Source organism: Leifsonia stereocauli, assembly GCF_038432415.1.
Classification (GTDB): Bacteria; Actinomycetota; Actinomycetes; order Actinomycetales; family Microbacteriaceae; genus Orlajensenia; species Orlajensenia stereocauli.
The window spans coordinates 584996-609434 of record NZ_JBCAUN010000001.1; the positions used below are offsets into that span (position 1 = coordinate 584996).

The 24439-nt window shown below is 68.6% G+C and carries 17 protein-coding genes; 10 read left to right on the forward strand and 7 right to left on the reverse strand.

Translation table 11 applies throughout. From position 1 onward, the window contains the following. Positions 1-91: 91 nt before the first annotated feature. Positions 92-649 (reverse strand): TetR/AcrR family transcriptional regulator, encoded by a 558-nt coding sequence (locus tag AADV74_RS02980; RefSeq protein ID WP_342111666.1) that lies wholly within the window; start codon positions 647-649, stop codon positions 92-94. Between the two features lie 122 nt (positions 650-771). Here AADV74_RS02980 and AADV74_RS02985 point away from each other — a divergent pair, with 122 nt between their 5' ends. Next, entirely contained in the window at positions 772-2349 is a 1578-nt protein-coding gene (locus tag AADV74_RS02985) for an MFS transporter (protein ID WP_342111668.1), read from the forward strand. 413 nt (positions 2350-2762) lie between these two features. On the opposite strand, the gene AADV74_RS02990 is transcribed toward AADV74_RS02985, so the two are convergent. From AADV74_RS02990 to AADV74_RS03010, 5 genes are all read right to left on the reverse strand, one after another. After that, positions 2763-3353, reverse strand: a complete 591-nt coding sequence (locus tag AADV74_RS02990) for an energy-coupling factor transporter transmembrane component T family protein (protein ID WP_342111670.1) — start codon at positions 3351-3353, stop codon at positions 2763-2765. Continuing rightward, positions 3350-4030, reverse strand: a complete 681-nt coding sequence (locus tag AADV74_RS02995) for an energy-coupling factor ABC transporter ATP-binding protein (RefSeq protein ID WP_342111671.1) — start codon at positions 4028-4030, stop codon at positions 3350-3352. Before AADV74_RS02995 ends, AADV74_RS02990 begins: the two co-directional genes overlap by 4 nt. 3 nt (positions 4031-4033) lie before the next feature. Beyond that, entirely contained in the window at positions 4034-4657 is a 624-nt protein-coding gene (locus tag AADV74_RS03000; protein WP_342111673.1) for a biotin transporter BioY, read from the reverse strand. A gap of 134 nt (positions 4658-4791) precedes the next feature. Next, complete coding sequence (locus tag AADV74_RS03005; protein ID WP_342111675.1) at positions 4792-5187, reverse strand: hypothetical protein; 396 nt, start codon at positions 5185-5187, stop codon at positions 4792-4794. A 234-nt stretch (positions 5188-5421) separates the two neighbouring features. Next, complete coding sequence (locus AADV74_RS03010) at positions 5422-5610, reverse strand: hypothetical protein (protein ID WP_342111677.1); 189 nt, start codon at positions 5608-5610, stop codon at positions 5422-5424. 109 nt (positions 5611-5719) lie between these two features. On the opposite strand from AADV74_RS03010, the gene AADV74_RS03015 reads away from it, so the two are divergent. The 9 genes from AADV74_RS03015 to ilvC all read left to right on the forward strand — a co-directional run bounded on the left by AADV74_RS03015 (position 5720) and on the right by ilvC (position 20008). Further along, positions 5720-6886: an SLC13 family permease gene (locus AADV74_RS03015; RefSeq protein ID WP_342111679.1), complete on the forward strand. Its 1167-nt coding sequence runs from the start codon at positions 5720-5722 to the stop codon at positions 6884-6886. An 85-nt stretch (positions 6887-6971) separates the two neighbouring features. After that, positions 6972-7592 (forward strand): TetR/AcrR family transcriptional regulator, encoded by a 621-nt coding sequence (locus AADV74_RS03020; RefSeq protein ID WP_342111682.1) that lies wholly within the window; start codon positions 6972-6974, stop codon positions 7590-7592. A 9-nt stretch (positions 7593-7601) separates the two neighbouring features. Next, positions 7602-10511 (forward strand): MMPL family transporter, encoded by a 2910-nt coding sequence (locus AADV74_RS03025; RefSeq protein ID WP_342111683.1) that lies wholly within the window; start codon positions 7602-7604, stop codon positions 10509-10511. Continuing rightward, entirely contained in the window at positions 10508-12415 is a 1908-nt protein-coding gene (locus tag AADV74_RS03030) for a YhgE/Pip family protein (RefSeq protein WP_342111685.1), read from the forward strand. Before AADV74_RS03025 ends, AADV74_RS03030 begins: the two co-directional genes overlap by 4 nt. Positions 12416-12581: 166 nt before the next feature. Beyond that, a complete protein-coding gene (locus AADV74_RS03035; protein WP_342111687.1) occupies positions 12582-14810 on the forward strand; it encodes a bifunctional alpha,alpha-trehalose-phosphate synthase (UDP-forming)/trehalose-phosphatase in 2229 nt (742 codons plus the stop codon). 69 nt (positions 14811-14879) lie between these two features. Next, positions 14880-16574 (forward strand): dihydroxy-acid dehydratase, encoded by a 1695-nt coding sequence (ilvD, locus tag AADV74_RS03040; protein WP_056167516.1) that lies wholly within the window; start codon positions 14880-14882, stop codon positions 16572-16574. A gap of 45 nt (positions 16575-16619) precedes the next feature. Next, positions 16620-18422, forward strand: a complete 1803-nt coding sequence (locus tag AADV74_RS03045; protein ID WP_342111692.1) for an acetolactate synthase large subunit — start codon at positions 16620-16622, stop codon at positions 18420-18422. 4 nt (positions 18423-18426) lie between these two features. Continuing rightward, complete coding sequence (gene ilvN / locus AADV74_RS03050) at positions 18427-18936, forward strand: acetolactate synthase small subunit (protein WP_342111694.1); 510 nt, start codon at positions 18427-18429, stop codon at positions 18934-18936. A 43-nt stretch (positions 18937-18979) separates the two neighbouring features. Beyond that, complete coding sequence (ilvC, locus tag AADV74_RS03055; RefSeq protein WP_342111696.1) at positions 18980-20008, forward strand: ketol-acid reductoisomerase; 1029 nt, start codon at positions 18980-18982, stop codon at positions 20006-20008. A 121-nt stretch (positions 20009-20129) separates the two neighbouring features. Here ilvC and AADV74_RS03060 read toward each other — a convergent pair whose 3' ends face one another. Next, entirely contained in the window at positions 20130-24437 is a 4308-nt protein-coding gene (locus AADV74_RS03060; protein ID WP_342111698.1) for an nSTAND1 domain-containing NTPase, read from the reverse strand. Between the last annotated feature and the right edge of the window lie 2 nt (positions 24438-24439).

Below are 24439 nucleotides of genomic sequence, written 5' to 3' on the forward strand. Positions count from 1 at the left end.
GACTCAGATCGATCTGGCAATCCTGATCGCAGAGCAGTTGGCAGCTGTCGCCGGAGCGGACGCAGAGCTCGGCGACTGAGCCCGGCCGAGCTCAGGCCGCTGGCGTTCCGGGCCCCGGTGCGAGTCGGCTGATGACTGCGAGCAGGGCGTCGAGGTCCGTCGGGACGGTGACGGATGCATCGAGCCCGACGTCCGCGATGGCCGAGTTGTAGTACAGCCCGTCACTGACGAGCATGATGAGCTGCGCAACGGCCGGGTCGCCCACGGCGTCCTCGATGGCCTCCAGCCATCCCGAGTTCACAGCGGCGATGGCAGCCTTCGCGCCCTCGTGCCGGCCTTGGGCGAGACGGTAGGCGCCGATCATCGACCGGTCGAGTGGGGAACCCGTGTCGACGGAGTTGCGAATGAGGTGATCGACGGCTCCCGACGATGCCGTGCGGATCTGCTCGGCGTCGAGCGCGGCCAAGTGACGCAGGCGGTCGAGGAGGCCGGCAGCGAGGGCGTCCTTCGAGGCGAAGTGGTAGAGCAGGCCGCCCTTGGAGACTCCGGCCGACGCCGATACGGCATCGAGGGTGGCTGCGCGTTCTCCGCCGTCGATCAGCAGGTCCTGGAAGGCATCCAGGATGCGGTCTCGGGTCGTCGGGGGCATGGCGCAATCTTAACGATGGTCGCCGTCCGGTCGGGGAGACCAGCCGGGATGACTAGATTACTGTACCGGGTAGACGGTACACTAAAGTCCACACCCACGATCCGAGAACACCGAGTACAGCCATGACCACGCACAACAGCACGCCCTCGACGGCATCCGTCGTCGTCCCCTCCGAGTACGAGGGAGCCGTGACCCATGCGGGAACGGGCGCGTCGAGCGGTGCCCGCCGCCGCTGGTTCGCCCTCGCCGCCCTCATGCTGCCGGTGCTGCTCGTCTCGATAGACAACACCGTGCTCAACTTCGCCCTGCCGGCCATCTCCGAGGCGCTGCAGCCGAGCGGGGTGCAGCTGCTCTGGATCATCGACATCTATCCGCTCGTGCTGGCCGGCCTGCTGGTGTCGATGGGGAGCCTCGGCGACCGCATCGGTCGTCGTCGGCTGCTGCTCGTCGGCTCCGTCGGATTCGGCGTCGTGTCGGTCGCCGCCGCCTTCGCCCCGAGCGGGGAGTGGCTCATCGCCGCCCGCGCGCTGCTCGGCTTCTTCGGTGCGATGCTCATGCCCTCGACCCTGTCGCTGTTGCGCTCGGTGTTCACCGCCCGTGACGAGCGCCGTCTCGCCATCGCGATCTGGGCGACGGGATTCGCGGCAGGAAGCGCTCTCGGCCCCGTTGTCGGCGGCATCCTGCTCGAGCACTTCGCCTGGGGGAGCGTCTTCCTGCTCGCCGTCCCGCTGCTTCTGCCGCTCGTCATCCTGCTGCCGCTCCTGGTGCCGGAGTCGAAGGACCCGAACCCCGGCCGCATCGACCTCCCGAGCATCCTGCTGTCGCTGCTCACCATGGTGCCCGTCGTGTTCGGCATCAAGAACCTCGCCGAACACGGCTTCGACCTGCTCGGCATCGGCTCGATGCTCGTGGGCCTCGCCGCCGGATTCGTGTTCGTACGCCGGCAGAACCGCATCCGAAACCCGATGATCGACATGGAGTTGTTCCGGCGCGGATCGTTCAGCGGTGCCATCGGCGTGAACCTCCTCAGCGTGCTGGCGCTCGTCGGTGGTCTCTACTTCGTCTCGCAGCACCTGCAGCTCGTGCTCGGGCTCTCGCCGTTCGCGGCCGGTCTCGTGCTGGTGCCCGGGCTCATCGCCATGATCATCTCCGGCCTCGCCGTCGTGCCCATCGCCCGGCGTGTGCGGCCATCGCGCCTCGTCCCGGTGGCGCTAGTGATCTCCGCCGGCGGCTACCTGGCCGTCGCGCTCTCGGGCGGCCGCATCGACGCCGCCGGAATCGCCGTGGCTTTCGTGGCGCTCGGCATCGGGATCGGCGCCGCCGAGACGGTGTCGAACGAGCTGATCCTCGCCAACGCTCCCGCGGCCAAGGCCGGCGCCGCCTCCGCCGTGTCGGAGACGGCCTACGAGGTGGGCGCCGTGCTCGGCACGGCCATCCTCGGCACGATCCTCACCGCGTCGTACAGGGCGACAGTGGTGCTGCCGGAAGCCCTCGACGCCGCCCAGCGCCATGCGGCTGGAGAGACCCTCGGTGGGGCCGTGGCCATCGCGGGCGAGCTTCCGGCGACGGATGCCGCCACTCTGCTGGCCTCGGCCACTGAGGCATTCGGCAGCGGAGTGGGGCTCACGGCTTGGATCGGCTTCGCGCTCGTGCTGGGTGCTGCCGTCGTCGCCGCGACGACGCTGCGCCGCGCGCGCTGAGGCTGCGCGTCGCGGGGCCGGCCCTGTTCTCAGCGGACGGGCCCGTGCTCGGCATGGGCGACGCTTCGGCCGCCGACTCCGTCGGGGCCTCAGCGAGCGGAGCTTGCCGGCTGAAATGTCGTGCGGAGGACGTGGCCGACCCGTCGTCGCCCACGGGTGCCGGACGGCAATTCAGCCCATTAGCACTGAATTGTCGTGCGGAGGACGTGGCCGACCCGTCGTCGCCCACGGGTGCCGGACGGCAATTCAGCCCATGAGCAATGAATTGTCGTGCGGCGGACGTGGCCGACCCGTCGTCGCCCACGGGTTCCGGACGGCAATTCAGCCCGCACGCGCTGAATTGTCGTGCGGAAAACGTGGCCGACCCTGTGTCGCCCAGGTTTTCCGCATGGCATTTCAGCCAATAGGCATAGTCAGTCGTCGACGCCGCGGGCGATGAGCGCATCGCCGAGTTCGTCGGCCGACTGCAACGACCGCACGATGACGGGCACGGCGATGGCGCGGAGGGACCGGTCGACGCCGCGTGCGCGCCGCGCCTCGAAGACCGAGCCCACGATCTCGCTGAGGAGCGGGATAGCGCGGATCGTCAGCGCGAGCAGCAGGCCCACTCGATCGGCATCGACTCGGGGCAACGGACGCAGCAGTGTCTCGACGGCGCCGAGCACCGCCGACACCGTCGTCGTCAGGGTGAACAGCCCCGCGAGTGCCACGACGGTGACCACTCGCAGGGCCATCATGACGGCGGACTCCCAGCCGACCAGCCAGCCGCTCAGCGGCACGGCGATCAGCAGTACCCAGAAGACCGGGCCCACGGCGCGCAGGGCGAGCCGTGGCGGGATGCCGGCGACGACGAAGAGCAGCGCCGTCACGGCGAGGGCTATGCCGAGCGCTTCGGGGGAGCGCAGGAACGCCACGACGGTGACCGTCACGATCAGCGTCAGCAGCTTGGCGACAGCCGGCATCCGGTGCAGCAGAGATCGACCCGGGTGATAGAAGCCGTTCACCGGATCGCCGCCCGGTAGAGCTCGAGTGCCGGGCCCGGAGAGTCGTCGGCGACCACCCGGCCGTCCTCCATGACGATCACGCGATCGAAGTCCTCGAGCAGCTCCAGCTGATGCGTCACCACGATCAGCTGCTGATGGAGCGAGCCGAGGTACTCGGTCACGATGCGGGCGTTGCGTCCGTCGAGCAGCGTGGTGGGCTCGTCGGCGATCACGATTGACGGCTCGGCGACGAGCACTGCCGCCAGGGCGAGCAGCTGCTTCTGGCCGCCGGAGAGCTTGTGGGCCGCACGGTCCGCCAGTGCGTCGAGGCCGAAGCGCTCGAGGGCGGCGTCGACACGGGCGGTGGCATCCGTCGCCGGGAGCTTCAGGCGGCGCAGGGAGAACGCGACATCTTCGCGCACGGTGGGCATGACGATCTGGGTGTCGGGGTTCGTGAAGATGAACCCGACGCGGCGGCGCACCTCGCGAGCGTGCTTCGCGACGTCCTGGCCGTCGACGAGCACTCGGCCCGTCTGCGGGGAGACGAGGCCGTTCACGAGTCGAACGAGGGTCGACTTGCCCGATCCGTTGGCGCCGACAACGCCGATGCGCTGCTCGGTGAGGGTCAGGTCGACGTCACGCAGCACGGCATCGTCGCCGAAACGATGGCTGACGCTCTCGAAGCGGATGTCTCCCATGCGTCAGGCGTCGACGGCTTCGGTGGTCGCATCCGTCGACGAGCCGTCGCGCTTGCGACCCCACGGCCGCGGAGTGATGAGCCCGGGCCAGGCACGGTGCACGGCCTTCGCCACCGAGACCGTCACCAGCACCTTGATCAGGTCACCGGGCAGGAAGGCCACCATGCTGATCGCGGCGGCGACGATCGGGGTGCCCGTCGTCACGGCGAGCCACGGGACGCCGATCAGGTAGACCGAGAGGATGCCGCCCACGGCGGTGAGGGCGAGAGCCGGCCAGAACGGGTACCGGGGGAGGAGGCGTGCGGTGAGCCAGCCGACCACGAACGCGCACAGGATGAAGCCGAACAGGAATCCGCCGGTGGGTCCGAAGAGGATGCCGAGGCCTCCGGTCCCGCCTGCGTAGATCGGAAGCCCGATGGCACCGAGCGCCACGTACACGACGACCGCGAGGGTGCCCTTCTTGGGGCCGATGATGGCACCGGCCAGCAGCACGCCGAGGGTCTGGAGGGTGATCGGCAGGCCGAGTGCTCCCGTGGGGATGGCGCCGGGGAGGGTGAGTGCGGCGATGAGTGCTGCGAAGACGGCGATCTGGGCCAGGTCGCGAGCTGAGATGCGGGCGGATGCCATGGGCGAACTCCGGTGGGCGTCGGGGCCGCCGTGCGCGGCCAGGTGACACCAGACTAGGAAAGCCGAGCAGCCCGGCGTCGGCATCCGCTTACAAGATCACGGCTCGGATTTTGTACGGCCGTCTCGGGGTGAGATCAGGCGACGAGACGTGCGGGCTCCGCGGAGACGTGCCTGGCGGGAACGATCTCGTTCGAGTCGGTGTCCGTGGTGTCGAGCAGCTCCGCCATCGGCGCCTCGGCGATGACGACGGCGTCGCGCTCGGCCCACTCGGTGATGGGCGCCGGGATCCACGACAGCGCGGCGGGCTCGGGAACGGGCTCACCGCGCAGAGCGGACCGTTCGGCGAGCAGAGCCTGAGTGAGCTCCGATGCGATCTGATGCGTGAGCATGGCGTGGAAGATCTCGTCGGTGTCGGCGTCGGTGCGTCGAACGAGGGTCCAGCTGCCGTGCGCTCCGATGACATCGGCGAGGCGGCTGTTGAGAAGATCGAAGACCTGTTCAGGCGTGAGCTCCGGGGTCGAACTAGCCACGACCGGAGCATCGTGCCTCCGTCGCCGGAACATTCCGGTGCCCTTCGCCATGCTGGTGCCCTTTCGTGCCGCGGATGCTACCCACAGTCTCGTTCAGCGCAAGCCGCGCGAGCGGGGGACACGCCGCACGAACACGCCGAAATCGGCGGATTTCCGCGGATCGAGGGGTATCAGCTTCGAAAAGGGCGTGCGGACGACCGTCTCGAGGTCGAGAAGCCTCGCGTCAGCCTCGGATCACTTGCCGAGGGCCTTCTCGTCGGACTCCTCCTTAACCGTTCCGACGGCGATGGCGAGGGTGAGTCCCCAGCTGATCCAGGTGAGCAGGAGCTTCCAGTCGCGGGGTCCGTTGCGGGTGCGCTGGACGACAGCCCAGCCACCGATGACGCTGCCGATCACGGCTCCGTTGAACAGGTACTTGCGCATGATGCGTCCCTTTCGTCGTCTCAACGTTATCGCTCGGTGCGAATGTGCTGCAGGGGTATTCTTTGCGAGGCATATCGTCTAGTGGGGCGGCCGAGTGGAGGCTCGCGGAATGAAGACGGCGCTCATCGGAGCGGGTCTCCTCGGGGTCGGAGTGGTCGCGCTGGTGACGGGCATCCTGCCCGTCGACGAGGCCGTCGCCCTCTGGGATCGGGTCTGGCCCGTGCTGCTGTTCGTCCTCGCCATGACGATCGTCACGGAGTTGGCGGCCGCGGCCGGACTCTTCGACTGGCTCGCCCAGCACGCCTCCACCTGGGCGCACGGCCGCTCGTGGCTGCTCTGGCTCATGGTCGTCGCCCTGGCCGTCGTCTGCACGATCTTCCTGTCGCTCGACACCACGGCGGTGCTGCTCACGCCCGTCGTCATCGTCATGGCGCGCCACGCCGGGATCAGCCCGCTGCCCTTCGCCCTGACGACGGTCTGGCTCGCGAACACGGCGTCGATGCTGCTGCCGGTCTCGAACCTCACCAACCTGCTCGCCGTCTCGAAGCTCGAGCGGATCGTGGGGCATCCGGTGAGCCCCGTCGAATTCGCCTCCCTCACGTGGGCGCCGGCCATCGCGGCGATCGTGGTGCCCGTTGCCGTCATCGCGCTGCTCCACCGTCGCAGCCTCTTCACGCGGTACGTCATCGAACGACCAGAGCGCATCGCCGATCCGACCCTGCTGATCGCGAGCGCCGTGGCGGTCCTCATCCTCATCCCCGGCCTGCTCTCCGGTCTTCCCGTGTGGATTCCGGCCTGCGCGGCCGCCGTGACCCTCCTCGTCGCTTTCGCCGTCTCGCGGCCGGCGGAGCTGCGGATCGGGCTCGTTCCCTGGCCGCTGCTGCTGCTCGTCGCCGGCCTCTTCCTCGTGCTCGAGACCGCGCATGCTCTCGGGTTGGGCGACGCCCTCGCCGCAGTGGCGGGCACCGGAGACGACCCGCTCAGCCTGCTCCAGCTCGCGGGCCTCGGGGCTGGAGGCGCGAACGTCGCGAACAATCTGCCCGCCTACCTGGCGCTCGAGCCGTCGGTCGACTCGCCGGCCCGCATGATCGCACTGCTCGTCGGCGTGAATGTCGGCCCGCTCATCACGCCCTGGGCGTCGCTGGCCACTCTGCTCTGGCACGACCGCCTGAAGGCGATGGGCGTCGAGTTCACGTGGTCGCGGTACGCCATCCTGGGGTTGGTCGTGGCACCTCTCGCCGTGGTCGCCGCGACGGCCGCTCTCGCGCTCCGGTGACGGGAGGGTTGCCGATCTCTGGGAGATCGCCGCGAATCTGACCGATCGTGCAGTTGCTGACCGATCGGTCAATTACCGTCGGATCATGCCTGCAGAACCTTCGGTCCCCGCGCGCGCCAAGCCCAGCGACGAGCTCCAGGCCGTCGCCCTCGAACAATTCGCCACCCGGGGTTTCTCGGGAACGTCGTTGCAGCAGATCGCCGACGTCGCGGGCTATTCGAAGTCGAGCGTGCTCTACCACTTCTCCTCCAAGGAAGCCCTGCTCGACGCCGTGCTCACGCCGGCGATCGACGAGTTCGGACGAATCCTCGACGCCTGGATCTCCGATGCGTCGACGGATGCCGCCCGCCAGGCCTTCCTCGAGGCCTTCGTCGACCTGCTGCTGCGGTATCGCCTCGAGGTGCACACCTTCATCAGCCAGGGTCAGTCCCTCGAGGACGTTCCCGTCGTCGCCCGGGCCAACGCCACGATCCTGCGCATGGCAGAGGCGGTCTGCCCGCCCGAGTCCAGTGTCGAGGACCGCCTGCGCTTCGGCATCGCCCTCGGCGGCGCCGCCTACACGCTCACCGCCGACCTGACCTTCGGCAGCGGGATGACCACCGATGACGCGGCGAGCGACGTCGAACTGCGCCCAGCGCTCGTGCACATCATCTCCGAACTCCTCTCCCCGGTTCCGGCGCACGCCGTGCCTGCTTCGACCCGATAGGACACTCCCGTGGCCACTTTCCTCTACCGCGTCGGACACTTCGCCTTCCGCCGAGCCTGGCTCGTGGTCGCCGTCTGGGTGGTGCTGCTCGTCGGCATCCTCGGCGGCGGTCTCGCCCTCGGCGGCCAGACCCAGGAGTCCTACGCCATTCCGGGCACCGAGTCGCAGGAGGCCATCGACAAGCTCGCCGCGGTCTTCCCGCAGACTGCGGGCGCATCCGTCCAGGTGGTCATGCAGGCACCGGAGGGGGAGACCGTCACCGACGAGGCGCACAAGGCGGCCATCGAGTCGATGGCGACGGAACTCGAGGACATCGACGGCGTCGAGTCCGTGCTCGACCCCTTCGACGAGTACGCGGGCAACGCCGTCTCGGCCGACGAGCGCACCGCGTACACGCAGGTGCAACTCGATTCCCCGTCGACGGATGTCGCCCCTGAGACTCTCACCGCCGTCCAGGACACGGCGAAGACCGGTGAGGACGCCGGACTCGACGTCGCCTTCGGCGGCCAGGTGTTCCAGGACCAGACGTTCGGGCTCACAATCACCGAGGGTCTCGGAGTGCTGTTCGCCGGGGTCGTGCTGTTCATCGCCTTCGGGTCCCTCCTCGCGGCGGGCATGCCCCTGTTCACGGCGCTCATCGGGGTCGGCGTGGCCGTCGCCGGTGTCACCGTCGTCTCGGCGTTCACGCCGGTGTCGAGCACAGCACCCATGCTCGCGGTGATGCTGGGTCTCGCAGTCGGCATCGACTACGCGCTGTTCATCCTGTCGAGACATCGAAATCAGCTCGCCCGAGGCGAGACCCCAGAAGAGTCGGCCGCCACCTCGGTGGCCACGGCAGGCTCGGCCGTGATCTTCGCCGGCGTGACCGTCATCATCGCGCTGCTCGGCCTCCTCGTCGTCGGAATCCCCTTCCTCAGCACCATGGGCATCGCAGCGGCCTTCGCCGTCTTCGTCGCAATGATCGCCGCGGTCACGCTGCTGCCGGCGGTGATGGGCATCTTCAAGGGGCGCCTGATCCCGAAGCCCACCAGCCGCGCCGCCCGTCGAGCCGTCGCCGCCGATGACGCGAAGCCCACCATGGGGCGGCGCTGGGTGAACCTCGTGCTGAAGGCCCCTGTCGTGGCGGTCGTTCTCGTGGTCGGCATCCTGGGCGGACTCGCCATCCCGGCACTCAGCCTCGACCTGAACCTGCCGTCAGGGGCGAGCGAGCCCGAGGGCTCCACCACGCGCGACGCCTACGAGATGCTCTCGGACGGCTTCGGCCCCGGGTACAACGGCCCCCTCATCGTCTCCGTCGACATCACGCAGACCACGGACATCCTCGACGACCTCGATGCCATCGGCACGGAGCTCGGCGAGCTCGACGGCGTGGCGGAAGTGGGCCAGGGCATCCCGAACGCCTCGGTCGACACCGCCATCATCCGCGTGATCCCCGAGACGGCTCCGGACGACCCCGCAACGAAGGTGCTGGTTCAGGAGATCCGCGATCTCGCACCCCGCATCGCCGACGAGTACGGAACCCCCATCACCGTCACCGGCGCCACGGCCGTGTCCATCGACATCTCGAATCGGTTGACGGATGCCCTGGTGCCGTTCGCTCTCGTGGTCGTCGGGCTGTCGGTGCTGCTGCTCATGATGGTGTTCCGCTCGGTCTTCGTGCCGATCAAGGCCGCGCTCGGCTTCCTGCTCTCGGTGTTCGCCGCCATCGGCGTCTCCGTCGCGATCTTCCAGTGGGGCTGGCTCGCCGACCTGCTGCACGTGGAGACCACTGGACCCATCCTGAGCTTCCTCCCGATCCTGCTGATGGCCGTGCTCTTCGGCCTCGCCATGGACTACGAGGTCTTCCTCGTGTCGGGCATGCGCGAGGAGTACGTGAAGACCAAGGACCCCCGCGGCTCGATCGTGCACGGATTCCAGCATTCGGCCCGCGTGGTGACCTCGGCGGCGCTCATCATGTTCTTCGTGTTCTTCGCCTTCGTGCCGGAGGGCAGCGGACCCATCAAGGGCATCGCCCTGGCGCTCGCCGTGGGCGTCGCGTTCGACGCCTTCCTCGTGCGCATGACTCTCGTTCCTGCGGCCATGGCGCTCGCCGGACGTGCGGCCTGGTGGCTGCCGAAGTGGCTCGACCGCATCCTCCCCGATGTCGACATCGAGGGCGAGCACTTGCGTCATCACCTCACGGATGCCGCGTGGGCACGCACCGAGGATGCGGCGATCTCCTCGGAGGACGCCACGTTCGGGATCGAGGACGCCCCCATCGGCCCGCTCGATCTGAGGGTCCCTGCCGGCGACGTGCTGCTGGTCACAGGCGACGCTGCCGACCGTCGGGTGGTCTCCGCCACGCTGGCCGGTCGCCTCGCTCCGGTCTCCGGACGCCTGCAGGTGCTCGGAGCCCCACTGCCTTCCGAGAGCGGCAGGGCGTTGCGTCGAGTGGCGCTCGTCGACATCGCAGCCGGCGAGGCCGCCTTCGGTGACCGCACAGTGGGCGAGGTGCTCTCGGAGCGCATCGACCTCGGTCAGCCCTGGTATCGCGCCAGCACCATCGACTCCCAGGTCCGCCGCTGGATCGGCCAGATCCGCACGGCTCTCGCCGACGACCCGCAGTACGAGAGGGTACAGGCCGAGACGCAGATCTCCTCGCTCGACCGCCTCGAACGCTCGGCCGTGCTCGTGGCGGCCGGGCTGGCCGAGCGCCCCAGTGCCCTCGTGGTGGAGCTCGGCGACGACTTCGCCTCCGACGGGGCTGCCGATGAACTCATACTCATGATCGGAGCCCTCGCCCCCGTGGCGACGACGATCGTGCTGACGGCCGCCGGGGTCGAAGCACCGGTCGATCTCGGCAGCCGCCGCGTCCACGCCGTGGCGCTGGCCGACAGGACATCATCCTCACTCTCGAACAGAAAGGCCGTGCTGCGATGAGCGCGCGACTCGACAGCCTCTTCGGACGCACTCGCACCCAGCGCCGGTGGCGCTTCGGAGCCATCATCGTGGGCGTGCTCGTGGTGCCCCTCGCTGTGGCCGGACTGGTCACCGGCGGCCTCGCCAGCGCGAACGACAGGCTCGACACAGTCCCCGCCCTCATCGTGAACAACGACGAGATGGTCACGGCGACGGCAGCAGATGGAACCGAGACGCAGATCCTCGCCGGGCGCCTGCTGGTGACCCAGCTGACCGACCCCGACGAAGCGGGATTCGACTGGCAGCTCTCCAACACCGATGAGGCGACGGAGGCACTCGAGGCTGGAACGGCCTACGCCGTGCTCACCATCCCGAAGGACTTCTCGGCCTCGATCAACTCCATCTCGGGCGCCGACCCGCAGCAGGCCGACCTCAACATCCGCACTGACGACGCCCACTCCTACCTGGCCGGATCGGCAGCCCAGTCGGTGGGCGGCGCGATGACCGATGCCTTCGGCCGAGCCATCACCGAGCAGTACCTCAAGGGCTTCTACGCCAACCTGGCCGGTATGGGCGGCTCCCTGTCGTCGGCCGCCGATGGTGCCACGAAGGTGTCGGACGGCGTGGCCAGTCTGGCGGGCGGCCTCGACCAGCTCGCGTCCGGAGCATCGTCTGCGGCATCCGGGGCAGCGGATGCCGCATCCGGAGCGGACCAGTACTCGAGCGGAGTCGCCGACTACACGAACGGCGTCGACGGACTCGCGGCCGGTCTGCGCACACTGACCAGTCAGACCGCCTCACTCGGCGAACTCGGTGGGGGAGTCTCGAGCTACACGCAGGCGGTCTCGGGCACAAGCGCCCAGCTCGACGCCCTGACCAAGCAGGTCCTCGGCGGTGCCATCACGACGGAGGACCTCGCCACGCAGCTGGCGACGATCAACGGCACCCTCGACGCCATCGCTGATCAAGGCCAGCCCCTGACCGACGGCACGGCAGGGCTCGGTGCCCTGGCCTCGGGCATCGCCCAGACCTCGGCGGGCGCCGACCAGCTCTCGGGCGGATCAGCCGCCCTGCGCGACGGCGCCGACAACCTCGCCAGCGGGGTCTCCTCGCTCTCCGACGGCCTGTCGACCCTGTCGACCGGAACCGCCACCAGCGCCTCAGGTGCGCACCAGCTCGCCGACGGTGCGGGCACCCTGGCCACAGGGCTCACCGATGGAGCCACCCAGGCCTCCGCGATCGGCGACATCGACGCTGACAAGACGGCGAGCGTCGTCTCCCGGCCCGTGACCGTGAGCACCGACCGTGACAACCCGATCGAGACGATCGGCGAGGTGATCGGCATGGTGTTCGTTCCCGTGGGGCTCTGGATCGGCGCGCTCGCGATCTTCCTGCTGCTCCGCCCGATCACGGCGACGGCTCTGCAGAGCACGGCCTCGACCAGGCGTCTCGTGATGCGTTCGCTCGCCCGAGCAGCCGGGCTCGCCCTCGCTCAGGCCGTGCTCGTGGTCGCCCTGCTCCACACGGTGCTCGGCGTCACGTGGGAGACGCTGCCGGCGACCCTGTCGTTCGCCATGCTCATGGCGCTCGCCTTCGCGGCCATCCACCAGTTCCTCACCGTGGCGTTCGGACGCGTCGGCATCGTCATCTCGCTGCTGCTCGTGATCGTGCAGCTCACATCGGCGGGCGGCATCTACCCCGTCGAGATCCTGGCGGTGCCCTATCAGGTCATCACCCCGTACCTCCCGCTCACCTGGGCCGTGCAGGGGATGCAGCAGATCATCGCCGGCGTGGGCGGGGCATCCGTCGCCGCTGCAGCCGGAGGCCTCGCAGCCCTCGGCCTGCTCGCGCTGCTCGGATCTCTCGTGGCCGTGGCCCGGAAGCGCGGCGCTCGCTCCTGGGGTTTCGCACTCGCCAGAGGGTGATCTGCGTTTCGGTCGCGGACTTCGTCCGGACCTCAACGACCAGGAAAGCCGCCCGCTGGTAGCCTGAGGGAACGCAAGGAGGCGCTGGCCGACAGGCCGGTGTCGGAAAAGGATCGTCGCCATCTCGCAGCCCACTCAGACCCCGAACCGCGACCAGTCCTACAGCATGGTCGTGCTGTCCAACCGCCTGCCGGTCGACCACGTCGTGAACTCCGACGGATCCTCCGGCTGGAAGTCGTCGCCCGGCGGCCTCGTCACGGCTCTCGAGCCCGTGATGCGCGCAGCCGAGGGTGCCTGGATCGGATGGGCCGGTGTCGCAGACACCGAGTTCGAGCCCTTCGAGAACGACGGCATCGAGATCATCCCCGTTCCGCTCAGCGAGTCGGAGATCGAGCAGTACTACGAGGGCTTCTCCAACGACACCCTGTGGCCGCTCTACCACGACGTCATCGCGCCTCCCCAGTACCACCGCGAGTGGTGGGAGGCCTACGTGCTGGTCAATCGGCGCTTCGCCGAGGCCGCCGCGCGCTACGCGGCCACAGAGGCCGTCGTCTGGGTGCAGGACTACCAGCTGCAGCTCGTTCCCGAGATGCTGCGCGAGCTCCGCCCCGACCTCGTCATCGGGTTCTTCGACCACATCCCGTTCCCGCCCTACGGCATCTTCTCCCAGCTGCCGTGGCGCAAGCAGATCCTCAAGGGTCTCCTCGGCGCCGATGTCATCGGGTTCCAGCGGGTGGCGGATGCCGGCAACTTCACACGCGCGGTGCGCCGCCTGTACGGCTTCACGACCCGCGGCAACGTCGTCGAGGTCATCGGCGATGACGGCGACGTGCGCCACGTCGTCGCACGTACCTTCCCCATCTCGATCGACGTCGCCGGCTACGAGGAGATAGCAGCCCGGCCCGAGGTGCAGGAACGGGCCCGCCAGATCCGCCACGACCTGGGCGACCCGAAGGTCGTCATGCTCGGCGTCGACAGGCTCGACTACACCAAGGGCATCGGCCACAGGCTCAAGGCCTTCGGTGAGCTGCTCGCCGAGAACCGGCTCCAGGTCGAGGACGTCACCCTGGTGCAGGTGGCCAGCCCGAGCCGCGAACGGGTCGCCACCTACATGGCCCTCCGCGACGAGATCGAGCTGCAGGTCGGGCGCCTCAACGGCGAGTTCTCCACCATCAGTCACAGCGCGATCGCCTACCTGCACCACGGCTACCCCCGTGAGGAGATGGTGGCGCTCTACCTGGCCGCCGATGTCATGCTCGTCACCGCCCTCCGCGACGGCATGAACCTCGTGGCGAAGGAGTACGTGGCGTGCCGCGCCGACAACACCGGAGTGATGGTGCTCAGCGAGTTCGCCGGAGCCTCCGACGAGCTGCGGCAGGCGATCATCGTGAACCCTCACGACATCGCCGGCCTGAAGGATGCCATCGTGACCGCTGTCGAGATGCCGAAGAGGGAGCAGGCCCGACGGATGCGGGCGCTCCGCAAGACCGTCAACGGCAACACGGTGAACGACTGGTCGAAGTCGTTCCTCGACACCCTCACCGGGCGCGCAGCGGTTCCGCGGGGCATTCCGGAGACCCTCGTCAACGCCCTGCGGGAACTCGCATCCGCCGATGAGCTCCTCATCGCCCTCGACTTCGACGGCACGCTCGCCCCGCACGTCGACCAGCCGGAGGACGCCCGCGCCCTCGACAGCGCACGGGAGGCCGTTCTGCGCCTCATCCGCCTCGCCGACACTCGCGTCGCGTTCGTCTCCGGGCGTGCCCTCGTCAGCCTGCAGCACGTGGCCGATCCGCCGGAGGACGTGCTGCTCACGGGCTCGCACGGCGTCGAGCTCAAGCTCGACCAGCCCGACGTCACCCTCGACCTGCTCGCCAGCGAGATCGACAGGCTCGACCACGTCACCGCCATCCTCGAGCGCATCGCCGGCTCGGCCGAAGGCGCATGGGTGGAGCGCAAGCCGGCGGGTCTGGCGCTCCACACACGCCTGCTCTCGCCTGCGGCAGGGCAGAGCCTGCAGCGCAGCGCCCGCAGCCGTGTGCGGGCCGCCGAGCCCGGACTGACGGTGCGCGAGGGGAAGAACGTGATCGAGTTCGCGCTGCGCCCCGGCAACAAGGGCGACGCCATCGCGAAGCTGCGCGAGCACACCGGTGCCACGAGCGTCTTCTACGCCGGCGACGACGTGACGGATGAGGACGCCTTCGTCGCCCTCGGAGCAGACGACCTCGGCATGAAGATCGGCCGGGGGCGCACGGCGGCCGGTCACCGTGTGCGTGGTCCCGAGGAGGTCGCCGAGGTCCTCGCGCTGCTGGCCGACTTCCGTGCCGGGTTCCTCCAGGCGCAGAAGCGCGAGCGGGCGTACACCGGATCGACTCCGATCGTCACCGAGTCCTGAGCGCGGGGCGGAGCCGCGGCATCCGTCGTATGCGAAATGGGCATGTTCACTGGTCTTAGACTTTGGACCATGGCGGAGATCGATCTGAAACCACGTTCGCGAGTAGTCACCGATGGCATCGAAGCCACCACGAGCCGCGGCATGCTGCGCGCCGTCGGCATGGGCGATGAGGACTGGGACAAGCCCCAGATCGGCATCGCGAGCTCATGGAACGAGATCACTCCATGCAACCTGAGCCTCGACAGGCTCGCGCAGGGCGCCAAGGAGGGCGTGCACTCCGGCGGGGGATACCCGCTGCAGTTCGGCACCATCTCCGTCTCCGACGGCATCTCGATGGGCCACGAGGGCATGCACTTCTCGCTGGTGTCGCGCGAGGTCATCGCCGACAGCGTCGAGGTCGTGATGAACGCCGAGCGACTCGACGGTTCGGTGCTGCTGGCCGGATGCGACAAGTCGCTGCCCGGCATGCTGATGGCCGCTGCACGCCTCGACCTCGCTTCGGTCTTCCTCTACGCGGGCTCCATCGCTCCGGGCTGGGTCAAGCTCAGCGACGGCACCGAGAAGGAGGTCACGATCATCGACTCCTTCGAGGCCGTCGGCGCCTGCAAGGCCGGCACCATGAGCGAAGAGGACCTGAAGCGCATCGAGTGCGCCATCGCGCCCGGCGAAGGCGCCTGCGGTGGCATGTACACCGCGAACACCATGGCATCCGTCGCAGAAGCCCTCGGCATGAGCCTGCCCGGCTCGGCGTCGCCGCCCTCGGCCGACCGTCGCCGCGACTACTTCGCGCACCGCTCGGGAGAGGCCGTCGTCAACATGCTGCGCCTCGGCCTCACGGCCCGCGACATCATGACCAAGAAGGCCTTCGAGAACGCCATCACCGTCGCCATGGCTCTCGGCGGCTCGACCAACGTCGTGCTGCACCTCCTGGCCATCGCGCACGAGGCCGAGGTCGAGCTCACCCTCGACGACTTCAACCGCATCGGCGACAAGGTCCCGCACCTGGCCGACATGAAGCCTTTCGGCAAGTACGTCATGAACGACGTCGACCGCCACGGCGGCATCCCGGTTCTCATGAAGGCCCTGCTCGACGCCGGGCTCATCCACGGCGACGCCCTCACCGTGACGGGCAAGACCGTGGCCGAGAACCTCGAGGCGCTGAACCCCATGCCGCTCGACGGCGAGGTCATCCGGACTCTCGACAACCCCATCCACGCCACCGGCGGCATCACGATCCTCAAGGGCACCTTCGCCCCCGAGGGCGCCGTGGTCAAGACCGCCGGGTTCGACGCCTCGGTCTTCGAGGGCCCTGCACGCGTGTTCGAACGCGAGCGTGGGGCGATGGATGCCCTCACCAACGGCGAGATCCAGGCCGGCGACGTGATCGTCATCCGCTACGAGGGTCCGAAGGGCGGCCCCGGCATGCGCGAGATGCTCGCCATCACCGCCGCCATCAAGGGCGCTGGCCTCGGAAAAGATGTACTACTCTTGACGGACGGTCGATTCTCAGGCGGCACAACCGGACTGTGCATCGGCCACATAGCACCCGAAGCGGTGGACGCAGGTCCCATCGCCTTCGTGCGCGATGGTGATCTCATTAGGGTCGATATCGCAGCTCGCTCGCTCGACCTACTTGTCGACGAGGCTGAGCTGGTTGCTCGCCGTGAAGGCTGGGCTCCGCTTCCCCCGCGCTACACCCGTGGCGTCCTCGCGAAATACTCCAAGCTCGTGCACTCCGCCGCTGTCGGCGCAGTCACCGGCTGAGTCTCGCGCCAGATCATCCATACGCAATCAAGGGACCACACACGCATGTCCACGGAAACCTTCCCCGTGCCATCGCCCGCTGCCCCCTCTCAGAAGGGGCCTGAACTGCTGACCGGGGCCCAGGCCGTCGTCCGCACGCTCGAGCTGCTCGGCATCACCGACGTCTTCGGTCTGCCCGGCGGCGCCATCCTCCCGGTCTACGACCCGTTGATGGACTCCACCAAGCTCCGCCACATCCTCGTGCGGCACGAGCAGGGTGCCGGCCACGCGGCCGAGGGCTACGCATCGTCGAGCAACAAGCTCGGCGTCTGCATCGCCACCTCGGGCCCGGGAGCGACGAACCTCGTCACGGCCATCGCCGACGCCCACATGGACTCGGTGCCGGTTCTGGCCATCACCGGCCAGGTCTTCTCGACCCTCATGGGAACGGATGCCTTCCAGGAGGCCGACATCGTGGGCATCACGATGCCGATCACCAAGCACTCCTTCCTGGTGACGGATGCCACGGACATCCCGTCGACGATCGCCGCGGCGATGCACATCGCCACGACGGGCCGCCCCGGCCCGGTGCTCGTCGACATCACCAAGGACGCCCAGCAGGCGACGGTGCCGTTCATCTGGCCGCCCAAGGTCGACCTGCCCGGCTACCGTCCGGTCATGAAGGCGCACGGCAAGCAGATCCACGCCGCGGCCCAGCTCTTCGCCGAGGCGAAGAAGCCCGTGCTGTACGTGGGTGGCGGAGTCATCAGGTCGAAGGCATCCGAGGAGCTCCTCGCCCTCGCCGAGACCACCGGCGCCCCCGTCGTCACGACGCTCATGGCCCGTGGCGCGTTCCCCGACTCGCACCCGCAGCACCTCGGCATGCCCGGCATGCACGGCACGGTTCCCGCCGTGCTCGCACTGCAGGAGGCCGACCTGCTCATCTCGCTCGGAGCACGCTTCGACGACCGCGTGACCGGCAAGGCGTCGCTGTTCGCACCGAACGCCAAGGTCGTGCACGTCGACGTCGACCCGGCCGAGATCTCGAAGATCCGCGTGGCCGACGTTCCCATCGTGGGCGACGCGCGCGACGTGATCGTCGACCTCACCGCCGCGTACAGCGAGGCCGTGCGCGATGCTCCCGCTGACATCAAGGAGTGGTGGGAGTACCTCGATGGCCTTCGCACCGAGTTCCCGCTCGGTTACGCCCCGACCACCGACGGCGCTCTCGCACCGCAGTACGTCATCAGCCGCATCGGCGAGCTCACCGGACCGGAGGGCGTCTACGCCGCCGGCGTCGGCCAGCACCAGATGTGGGCGGCGCAGTTCATCAAGTACGAGCGCCCCAACTCCTGGCTGAACTCGGGAGGCGCCGGCACCATGGGCTACGCGGTTCCTGCCGCCATGGGCGCCAAGGTGGCCCAGCCCGATCGCCACGTGTGGGCTATCGACGGCGACGGATGCTTCCAGATGACCAATCAGGAGCTCGCGACCTGCACGATCAACGACATCCCGATCAAGGTCGCGATCATCAACAACTCGTCGCTCGGCATGGTGCGCCAGTGGCAGACCCTGTTCTACGAGGGCCGCTACTCGAACACCGACCTGAACACCGGTGCCGACACCATCCGCGTTCCCGACTTCGTGAAACTGGCCGAGGCCTACGGGGCTCTCGGCATCCGTGTCACGAAGGAGGAGGACGTGGATGCGGCCATCAAGCTGGCGCTGGAGACGAATGATCGCCCCGTCGTCATCGACTTCGTCGTGAGCCGCGACTCCATGGTCTGGCCGATGGTGCCGCAGGGCGTCTCGAACAACTACGTGCAGTACGCCCGCGACCACAGCCCCGCATTCGACGAGGAGGCGTAAGACCATGAGCACCCACGTCCTGTCCCTCCTCGTGGAGGACAAGCCCGGTCTTCTGACCCGCGTCGCCGGCCTCTTCGCCCGTCGTGGCTTCAACATCGAGAGCCTCGCCGTCGGCAAGAGCGAGATCGACGGCCTGTCGCGCATCACCGTCGTCGTCGACGTCGAGGACCTCCCGCTCGAGCAGGTCACGAAGCAGCTCAACAAGCTGATCAACGTGATCAAGATCGTCGAGCTCGACACCTCGCAGTCGGTGCAGCGCGAGCACCTGCTCATCAAGGTCCGCGTCGACAACACGACCCGCTCGCAGGTGCTCGAGGCCGTCAACCTTTTTCGGGCCCGCGTGGTCGACGTGGCGACGGACGCCCTCGTCATCGAGGTCACCGGCGACTCCGGCAAGACCAGCGCCTTCCTCAAGGTGCTCGAGCCCTACGGCATCAAGGAACTGGCCCAGTCGGGCCTCCTCGCCATCGGGCGCGGCTCGAAGTCCATCACCGAACGCGTCTTCAAGAACTAGCGCTTCACGAACTAGCTGTACGAACACAAGGAGAGAAACACCAATGGCTGAGATCTACTACGACAAGGACGCCGACCTGGCGATCATCCAGGGCAAGAAGGTCGCCGTGGTCGGCTACGGCTCGCAGGGTCACGCACACGCGCAGAACCTCCGCGACTCCGGCGTCGAGGTCGTCATCGGACTCAAGGACGGCTCGAAGTCGAAGCCGAAGGCCGAAGAGGCCGGCTTCCGCGTGCTGAGCGTCGCCGAGGCGGCATCCTGGGCCGACGTCATCGTCATCCTCGCGCCCGACCAGTTCCAGCGTCACATCTACGCCGAGTCCATCAAGGACAACCTGGCCGACGGCAAGACCCTCGTCTTCGGCCACGGCTTCAACATCCGCTTCGGCTACATCGAGGCTCCCGAGGGCGTCGACGTGATCATGGTCGCTCCCAAGGGACCGGGCCACACCGTGCGTCGCGAGTACGAGGCCGGCCGTGGCGTTCCCGTCATCGTGGCCGTCGAGAAGGACGCCACCGGCAACGCCTGGCCGACGACGCTCAGCTACGCGAAGGCCATCGGAGGCCTCCGCGCCGGCGGCATCAAGACCACCTTCACCGAGGAGACCGAGACCGACCTGTTCGGTGAGCAGGCCGTTCTCTGCGGCGGTGTCTCGCAGCTCGTCCAGTACGGCTTCGAGACCCTGACCGAGGCCGGCTACCAGCCGCAGGTCGCCTACTTCGAGGTGCTGCACGAGCTCAAGCTCATCGTCGACCTCATGTGGGAGGGCGGCATCGCCAAGCAGCGCTGGAGCGTCTCCGACACGGCCGAGTACGGCGACTACGTCTCGGGCCCCCGCGTCATCGACCCGAGCGTCAAGGAGAACATGCAGGCCGTTCTCGCCGACATCCAGTCTGGCGCCTTCGCCGAGCGCTTCATCGCGGACCAGGACGCCGGAGCCCCCGAGTTCCTCGAGCTCCGCGCCAAGGGCGAGGCTCACCCCATCGAGGCCACCGGCCGCGAGCTGCGCAAGCTGTTCGCATGGAACGCGTCGAACGACGACGACTACGTGGATGGCGAGGTCGCGCGCTAACGCACGGTCTCCGCTTCCGTTTGAAGGCATCTCCGACGGGGATGCCCGGATTTCCGGGCCTCCCCGTCGCTTTGCCTTCACATCGCGGGCGTTTGCCTTCAAACGGCGGAGCGGTGCGCGGTCAGTCGCTGAACCCGCACGTCGATCGATAGGGCCCTAGAGCGCTCAGGTAGGTCGTCCACTCGTCCTCGGTGAGATCACGGCCAGCGATCCGGCAGGCGAACTCGAACTGGTGCTCGGGATCGATGTCCCAGACCATAACGCCTTCGGGCATCGAGAGGGCCATCTCGAGGCCATCGGGACGGACGACGCCGTCTGGCATCGAGATCTCGATCGGTACGCCATCGCCACCGAGCGCGGCCTGAGAGAGGGGTCGGTCGTCGGTCCTGAACGGTTCGCCGACTCGGATACCCGTCGCCGTGTCGTAGAGCGTCACGTTTCCGTCGTCCGCCGTCACCAGCAGGGTACTGGCGTCGCGACTCAGCGACGGGTTCTCGAGGCCGCCCGCCGCCCCGGGGAAGGTCCCGATCTGAGTGAGCGGATCCGTGTCGTACCGGCCCATGCTGGTGACTTCCATGCCGACGAGCTCGCCGTCGGCGATCATGACGTGGTCTTCGACCTCCGTGGGCTCGTCGTACAGGAGGCGATGATCCTCCGCGGACAGGATCGCCAGACGCCTGGTTTGTTGATCGCTCGTCGACGTGTCGTCGATCGTTCCTCCGTGCTTTTCGCCGTGGGTCACGGCGATCCGGTGTCCCTCGGGTGCGACCGAGATCCAGAATGGATATCCTTCGACTCGCCACGGCTTACCGTCCGCGTCTCCGGTCAGCGGATCGAAGTCCTGGACCGAGCCGTCGGAGAGCACCGCGTGTAGCCTCGCACCGCCGGCGGAGGGCCAGAGACTTTCGGCCGGGATGAGTTCCCCCACCTCCTTCCCGCTGTCCGCATCGACGATGCGAAAACCCCCGGTCCCGTTCACCCGTGCATAGAGCCGTCCGTCTCGCGCCCAGCCGACATCACTCACCGGCTCGTCGTATCGATACGTCACGGCGCCGGTCGCCGTGTCCACGACGACGACGTCTTCCAGGATCGGACTCCCTGTGAACCCGGCGTCGATCGTGAAGGGGAATGTGGAGGCGGCGAAGGGGGCCGTGGCGACGGATGAGCCCTCGTACGAATACGGTCCGGCCAGCATGTGGTCGCGAGCGACGAGCCGACGGCCAAGTCCGATCCCGTCGAGGTGCCATCGGGAGATGATCGGCTGGCTGCCGCTGATGGCCGTCAGGACCGCGCCGTCGGCGCTCACGTTGATCCTCCCGATGTCGCCGTAGATGGGGCCGATGTCTTCGGCGGGAATCGGCGCGCCGTCCGCGAGGTCGAAGGCTCTGATCCGCCCGAAGCGGCTCCCGCAGTAGACGCGTTGCTTCGACTCCGACAGCGCGATCCAATTGCACGCTTCCGCCGATGCCCCGAAGCCCGTCGACCACAGCACCTGGTGCGTGTCGGGTTCCAACGCCACCAGACTCAAGTCCCCCGACGCGATCACGAGTCCGGAGTCGCCGGCGGCAATGGCGGCGTGGGCAGACGATGCGGGCACGGCCATGCTCGCCGAGATCGTCGCCGACCCCGGATCGATGACGTCCACGCGGTCGTCGAGGCGCCCGACCAGAAGTCGCCCTCGGCTGTCGAACACGAGCGCGGCGGCATGGGGGTAGATGGTCGGGAACAGGAGCGCGGTGGTCGTCTCTTCGGGGATATCGCGCGTTTGCCCGGAGGAGGTCGACACGAGCGTCACAGCACCATTACGGTAGTCGGCGACCGCGATGATCGAACCGTCGGCATTGACGGCGAGCGCACCCGTTCCGACGTCGATCCGCGTCGGACCCCCAATGCGCTCTGCGCTTTCGAGATCGAACATCACCAGGTCGGAGCGCGTCGATACTTCCACAGAAGATCGGTGGTCGGACTGCGTGTCAGCCGACCACAGAACGGCTCCGATCCGACCGTCGCTGCTCACCCCGACGAGCGGTGGGGGAGTGTCCGGACCGGGATCGAACCCGAGGTCCAGTTCCTGTCGAACGTCTCCGGTTCCGGCATTGCGGATTCCGGCATCCCCGGCGGTCGTGACGACGAAGACGTCGTCCGTGCCCGGGATGAGGCTTCCATAAATGCTCCCGCTCGTCGCCAGGGTGGCGGTCCCGAGGAATCCCCCTGACCCCTGAAGCACGCTCATGAGTCCCGAGCGTGTGCGCGGGTCGTCGGGCCACCGGCGGTACGCCTCGGCGGCGAGGAGGGCGGAGACATCGCGCTCCGACGTCTGCAGCGCAAGCGATGTGGCGACGAGCGCGGCGAGCGTGGCGCTGTCACGCTGCGCGCTGGCCTCCTGGGAGGACACCACCGCCACCGAGCCGGCGCCGGCGAGCAGCACGATGAGTCCGCCCGCGACTCCGAGGAGCACTCTCAGCTGCCGGTTCTGGCGCCGGTCCTGCCGCGTGCGCGCCTCGAGCTGCTCGCGCTCCGCCGTAGCGCGGGCGGCGGAGGCGTCGAGGAAGGCCCACTCGATGTCCGTCAGGTCCCGAGACGCCGCCTCGCGCCATTCGACGGCCGCCTGCAGGCGCACGCCGCGAAGCAGATCGTCCTCCGGATGACCCGCGGCGCTCCACGCCTCCGCGGCCGCCGCCACCGCCGTGAGGATGCGCGTGCCCTCGGCGTCCTCCTCGAGCCACGCCCGGAGACGCGGCCACGCCGTCGCGAGCGACTCGTGTGCTACCTCGACAGAGTCGGCCTGGGCGCTCACGAGCCTCGATCGGGCGAGCATCGAGAGCACCTGCCCTCGCGCGGCATTCGCTCGGAGCGCCTTGGACGGCACCCGGCGCCGGACGGCGCTTCCGTCGGGTCCGAGCGCCACCAGTCGCAAGAGGAGCCAGCGGCACGTCACGCGTTGGTCGGGGTCCATCGACTGATACAGGCGGTCGGCCGACTGGGCGATCGCGCCCGAGATCCCGCCGGAGGCCTCGTAGCCGGCGACCGTCAGCGTCGCCCCCTCCCGGCGGAGCCACGTCTCGACGAGCGCGTGGGACAGGTGCGGGAGTGCCCCGGCGTCGCCTGCGGCATCCCGGAGGATGAGTTCGACGAGCCCCGACTCGAGGCGGAGCCCGGCGCGCCGGGCGGGCCCCTCGATGGCCTCGCGCAGGGCGGGGGATGCCATCGGGCCGACGAGATGGACTCCCTCGGCGACGAGGGGCGCCAGGTCGGGGTGCGCGGCGCAGTCGTCGAGGAAGTCGGAGCGCACGACGAGGACGACGGTCGTGCCCGTCACCGCCGCCTCGGCGATGGCGCGAGCGGCCGCATCGACGTCGGCCTCGCCGGCGTGGAACACCTCCTCGAATTGGTCCACGACCACGACGTCGGTGCGCCCGGACCACGTGGCCCCGCGGATCCGCGCGTCGAGGTCGTGCTCCGGCGTGAGGATAAGGACGCGGTTGCCGCGCCGCTGGAGGGCGGGAACCACGCCGGCGCGCACGAGCGAGGATTTGCCACTGCCCGAGGCGCCCGAGACGGCGAGGAAGCGCGACCTGCCGAGTCGGGCCAGCGCAGCCTCGACGTCGGCGTCACGCCCGAAGAAGTCCTCCTCGTTCTCCACTCCGAAAGGGTGCAACCCGCGATATGGGCACTCGGCGCTTGATCGCGCTCGACTGGGTGGAGGCTGCAGCGACGCGTCCTGATGAAGAATGGCACCCTCAAGCGAAGAGAGTTCGTCACCCGGTTCGATTCCGAGCTCCTCCCCGAGGCGGGAGCGGGCCTCACGCAGGGTGGCGAGAGCGTCGGCTTGTCGACCGCTCCGGTACAGCGTCATCGCGAGGAGACCCCAACGGTGCTCGCGAAGAGGCCGGGTTCGGACGAGTCGTTCCGCATCCGGAATGACGGAGTGGATGTCGCCATCGGCGAGCCGCGCCTCGATCGCATCCTCCTCGGCCGTGGATCGGATCTCACTCAAGCGCACGGCCTCGTCGATCGCCGGAGGCCACTCGCTCAGATCCGAGTACGGGGTGCCGCGCCAGAGACTGAATGCGCGGTCGATGGCATCGATCGCCCTGGCGGGGTCGCCGTCGTCGACGTGGCTCCGTGCGCTGCCGACGAGGCTTTCGAAGCGCACCGCGTCGATCGCGTCGGGATCGACGTCGAGCCTGTAGCCGGACGGAGTGGTGGTGACGGCGGTAGTGCCGAGAACCCGCCGGATTCGGGCTATCGAGATCTGAACCTGCTTCGACCACGTCGGCGGCGGATCGTCGCCCCACAGTGCGTCGGCGAGTTCTGATGGAGGAACAGCGCTCCCGTGGCGGAGCGTCAGAACGCCGAGCACGGAACGCTCGCGTGGGCTGAGCCTTCCATTGCTGGCGACGACGTCACCGAGCACGTGGATCTCCACAC

Bases quoted from the DNA above. Each gene is read 5' to 3' on its own strand.
- AADV74_RS03020 (WP_342111682.1), top strand. From the start codon at position 6,972: ATGCCTGCAGAACCTTCGGTCCCCGCGCGCGCCAAGCCCAGCGACGAG.
- AADV74_RS02985 (WP_342111668.1), top strand. From the start codon at position 772: ATGACCACGCACAACAGCACGCCCTCGACGGCATCCGTCGTCGTCCCC.
- AADV74_RS03045 (WP_342111692.1), top strand. From the start codon at position 16,620: ATGTCCACGGAAACCTTCCCCGTGCCATCGCCCGCTGCCCCCTCTCAG.
- ilvC (WP_342111696.1), top strand. From the start codon at position 18,980: ATGGCTGAGATCTACTACGACAAGGACGCCGACCTGGCGATCATCCAG.
- AADV74_RS03035 (WP_342111687.1), top strand. From the start codon at position 12,582: ATGGTCGTGCTGTCCAACCGCCTGCCGGTCGACCACGTCGTGAACTCC.
- AADV74_RS03030 (WP_342111685.1), top strand. From the start codon at position 10,508: ATGAGCGCGCGACTCGACAGCCTCTTCGGACGCACTCGCACCCAGCGC.
- ilvN (WP_342111694.1), top strand. From the start codon at position 18,427: ATGAGCACCCACGTCCTGTCCCTCCTCGTGGAGGACAAGCCCGGTCTT.
- AADV74_RS03015 (WP_342111679.1), top strand. From the start codon at position 5,720: ATGAAGACGGCGCTCATCGGAGCGGGTCTCCTCGGGGTCGGAGTGGTC.
- AADV74_RS02995 (WP_342111671.1), bottom strand. From the start codon at position 4,030: ATGGGAGACATCCGCTTCGAGAGCGTCAGCCATCGTTTCGGCGACGAT.
- ilvD (WP_056167516.1), top strand. From the start codon at position 14,880: ATGGCGGAGATCGATCTGAAACCACGTTCGCGAGTAGTCACCGATGGC.
- AADV74_RS03010 (WP_342111677.1), bottom strand. From the start codon at position 5,610: ATGCGCAAGTACCTGTTCAACGGAGCCGTGATCGGCAGCGTCATCGGT.
- AADV74_RS02980 (WP_342111666.1), bottom strand. From the start codon at position 649: ATGCCCCCGACGACCCGAGACCGCATCCTGGATGCCTTCCAGGACCTG.
- AADV74_RS03000 (WP_342111673.1), bottom strand. From the start codon at position 4,657: ATGGCATCCGCCCGCATCTCAGCTCGCGACCTGGCCCAGATCGCCGTC.